This is a genomic window from Kordia sp. (genome assembly GCF_045105435.1).
Taxonomy (GTDB): Bacteria; Bacteroidota; Bacteroidia; order Flavobacteriales; family Flavobacteriaceae; genus Kordia.
On the sequence record NZ_JBGCDL010000326.1, the window covers coordinates 1 to 3,266 of the forward strand.

The 3,266-nt window shown below is 34.6% G+C and carries 3 protein-coding genes; all 3 read left to right on the top strand.

Features of this window, described 5'->3' with window-relative positions:
* Nucleotides 1-324, top strand: a 324-nt coding sequence (locus AB8B65_RS16560; protein ID WP_405302387.1) for a hypothetical protein, incomplete at its 5' end; no start/stop codon positions are given.
* Nucleotides 325-997: 673 nt separating this feature from the next.
* On the top strand, nt 998-2,455 hold the full coding sequence (locus tag AB8B65_RS16565; protein ID WP_405302388.1) for a polysaccharide biosynthesis C-terminal domain-containing protein: 1,458 nt from the start codon (nt 998-1,000) through the stop codon (nt 2,453-2,455).
* 476 nt (nt 2,456-2,931) lie between these two features.
* Nucleotides 2,932-3,266: dUTP diphosphatase (gene dut / locus AB8B65_RS16570; protein WP_405302389.1), on the top strand; the 335-nt coding region annotated here is incomplete at its 3' end.

Here is a 3,266-nt window from a genome sequence, read left to right on the forward strand (position 1 = left end):
ATAACGCGTGTTTGGATTGAAATAAAAAGTCAGCAGCAGCTCAAAAAAATAAATATACTACTTACGTTAGAAGACTTCAAAGCACAGTTAATAACCTATTACAAAAAACGAAAAAGGCTCGCGTTCACAACCATTCCAATATTGCTAATAATTTACAATATCGGAGTCGCAATCATGATGTATTACTTTTACAAATACCTTTCAACCGGATTTTTCTATTACATTGTGATCTCGTACCTTGTTTCTTTTGTGATACTATTTTATTTCATCCGAAAAGAAGTCTTAAAAGAACTAGCAATTCTAAAAACGTTGCAGGAAGGTTAAAGAGTTGTCGGTTTTCAGTTATCAGTTCATCCAAAGAACCTGCACAACAAATTGACGAATTAACAAATCCACAAAAATCAAACAACAAAACAATTCGTGAATTCATGGTGAAAAAAGTTGTCAGTTTTCAGTTATCAGTTCATTCAAAAGAACCTGTACAACAAATTGATACATTAATAAAAATCAGATAACAAAAAAATTCGTGAATTCGTGGTGAAAAAAAGTTTTCGGTTATCAGTTTTCAGTTGGTACAAAGAAAATGCACAACAAATTGACAAAAATCAAACAACAAAAAATTCGTGAATTCGTGGTTGAGAAGTTTTCGGTTGTCAGTTTTCAGTTAGTACTAAGAAAATCCACAACAAATTGACAAATTAACAAAAAACGAATAATCAAAAAGTTCCCAGTTTTCAGTTCATTCCAACAAAATGTACTAGGAACCGACTAAAAGATAATGAAGGAATCATCAGTTATAAAGAAGCGGGAAAATTAAAATATTACAAACTCGAAAACATCATCGAAAAATTTCCAATATACTATCCAAGCGCACCACAAAACAAACAGTAAAAAGCTTGGCTAATCCGTGAAGTTTTTCACTCTTCCTAAGCGAATAAAAATCATTTTGGCAAAGCCCGTAGAAATCAATACTTTTGGTGCGTAAACAAAACATTCCTTGAGCGCACTAAAAAAGTTCTTCAAAGACACCATAATCTATGGAATTGCAGCAATATTGCCACGAGCTATCAATATAGGCTTGGTAGGATTGCATACCGATGTTTTTAAATCGAACAAATTTGCCGAAAACACTGAATACTACGTATACGCCGCGTACCTAAACGCGTTGTTGACCTACGGAATGGAAACAGCATTTTTCCGATTCTTCAGTAAAGAAAAAGAAAAAGGAAAAATCATTTCTACGTCATTTATCACACTACTATTCACGACACTCATATTTCTAGCGTTAGGATTGACTTTTGCTCCAGAAATCACAAAAACCTTTGGTTTTAAAAAAGTAATGTATGTCAAAATCTTAGTGTGGACGGTATTTTTAGACACCATTGTCGTCATTCCGTTTGCCTATTTGCGCGTTACAAACAGACCCATTCGCTTTGCGGGAATCAAAATTGCAAACATTCTATTCTTAGCCGTACTAAATTTTCTCTTTCTTTGGGCAATTCCTAACGGAATCATCTCAGAAGGAATCTTGCCAGAACCTCTAAACTTCTATGAAAAAGGAGAACCGCAAGTCATCTACATATTCTTGGCAAATGTATTTGCAAGTGTATTCACGCTCGCGTTATTATTTCCAAACATTCTAAAAATAAAATGGACGTTTGATCAAAAAGTTTTACAAAAACTACTCATTTACGGATTGCCCATCATGGTGGGAAGTTTGGCCTATGTAACCAACGAAAACATTGACAAACTATTCTTAGGAGACATGATTGGCGCTACCGAAATGGGAAAATACTCAGCCTGTTACAAACTAGGCGTTTTCATGACATTATACATTACAGCATTTCGTTTAGGTGCCGAACCGTTCTTCTTCAATCATGCAAAAGAAAAAAATGCCAAAAACAACTATGCCACAATATTCAAATGGTTTTCCATACTAGGCGCCATATTTATGCTTGTTGTGGTTGCGTATATCGATCTATTTGCAAGCATTCTCATTAGACAAGATGAGTACTTAGATGCCTTAGCAATTGTGCCTGTTATCCTTTTGGCGAATCTATTTTTAGGAATTTACAACAACCTATCAATATGGTATAAACTTACTGATAAAACCAAATACGGAATGTATATCTCTATATTTGGTGCGATTGTTACCATAGTATTCAATTTGATAATGATAGAAAAAATAGGCTTCATGGCATCCGCTTGGGCAACTTTAGTGGCTTATGGAAGTATGATGGTCATTTCGTATATTCTCGGACAAAAACATTACAAAGTACCATACAACATAAAACAAGTTGGTGGATACGTAATACTAGCGGCTGTACTATCGGCAGTATCGTTCTATGACGGTTTTCGAGGAAATTATATCATTGCAACTGCATTAGTTTTACTATTTTTGGGAATAATCTATATATCAGAACGAAAAGAATTAAAACGCTTACTAAAAAAGTAGTGAGGTATTAGTAGTGAGTAGTTAGATATGTTGAACGTCACTTCGAGTGATTTTCTGCAAGAAAATTGTATCGAGAAGTACTATGAAATTATAAATGCTAAATGTAAAATTTTAAATTGAAAAAAATATACTTTTAAGAGCCAAGAGCCAAGAGCCAAGAGCCAAGAGCCAAGAAGAATTCGTGACAAAAAAACACAACAGTAAGCAAAACAAATTGACGAATCAACAAGCAGAAGTGAAAAAGTTTATAAGTTTACGTTCCGATTTAAAAATTAGCGTAAATATTTAGCCAAAAGCAATAAAAAATTCGTGAATTCGTGGTGGAAAAGAGTTATCAGTTTTCGGTTTTCAGTTCATTCAAACAAAATGTACTACGAACCGACTAACACCTAAAAGCTGAGCAAACCTAAGAGTAAGCAAAACAAATTGACGAATAACAAAAACCAAATCAACAAACAAGAGTAAGCAAAAACCAAATGAACATAAAAATCATCAACAAATCTCAGCACGCATTGCCACATTATGAAACCTTGGCTTCCGCCGGAATGGACTTGCGAGCAAACCTAACGGAATCAATCAAATTGGAGCCAATGGACAGAACCATCGTAAAAACGGGATTATTCATAGAATTGCCAATAGGATTTGAAGCACAAGTACGTCCAAGAAGCGGATTGGCAGCAAAAAAAGGAATTACCGTACTAAATGCACCAGGAACCGTTGATGCAGACTACAGAGGAGAAATTGGCGTGATTCTTGTCAATCTATCCAAAGAAGCGTTTACAATTGAAAATGGAGAACGAATTGCGCAACT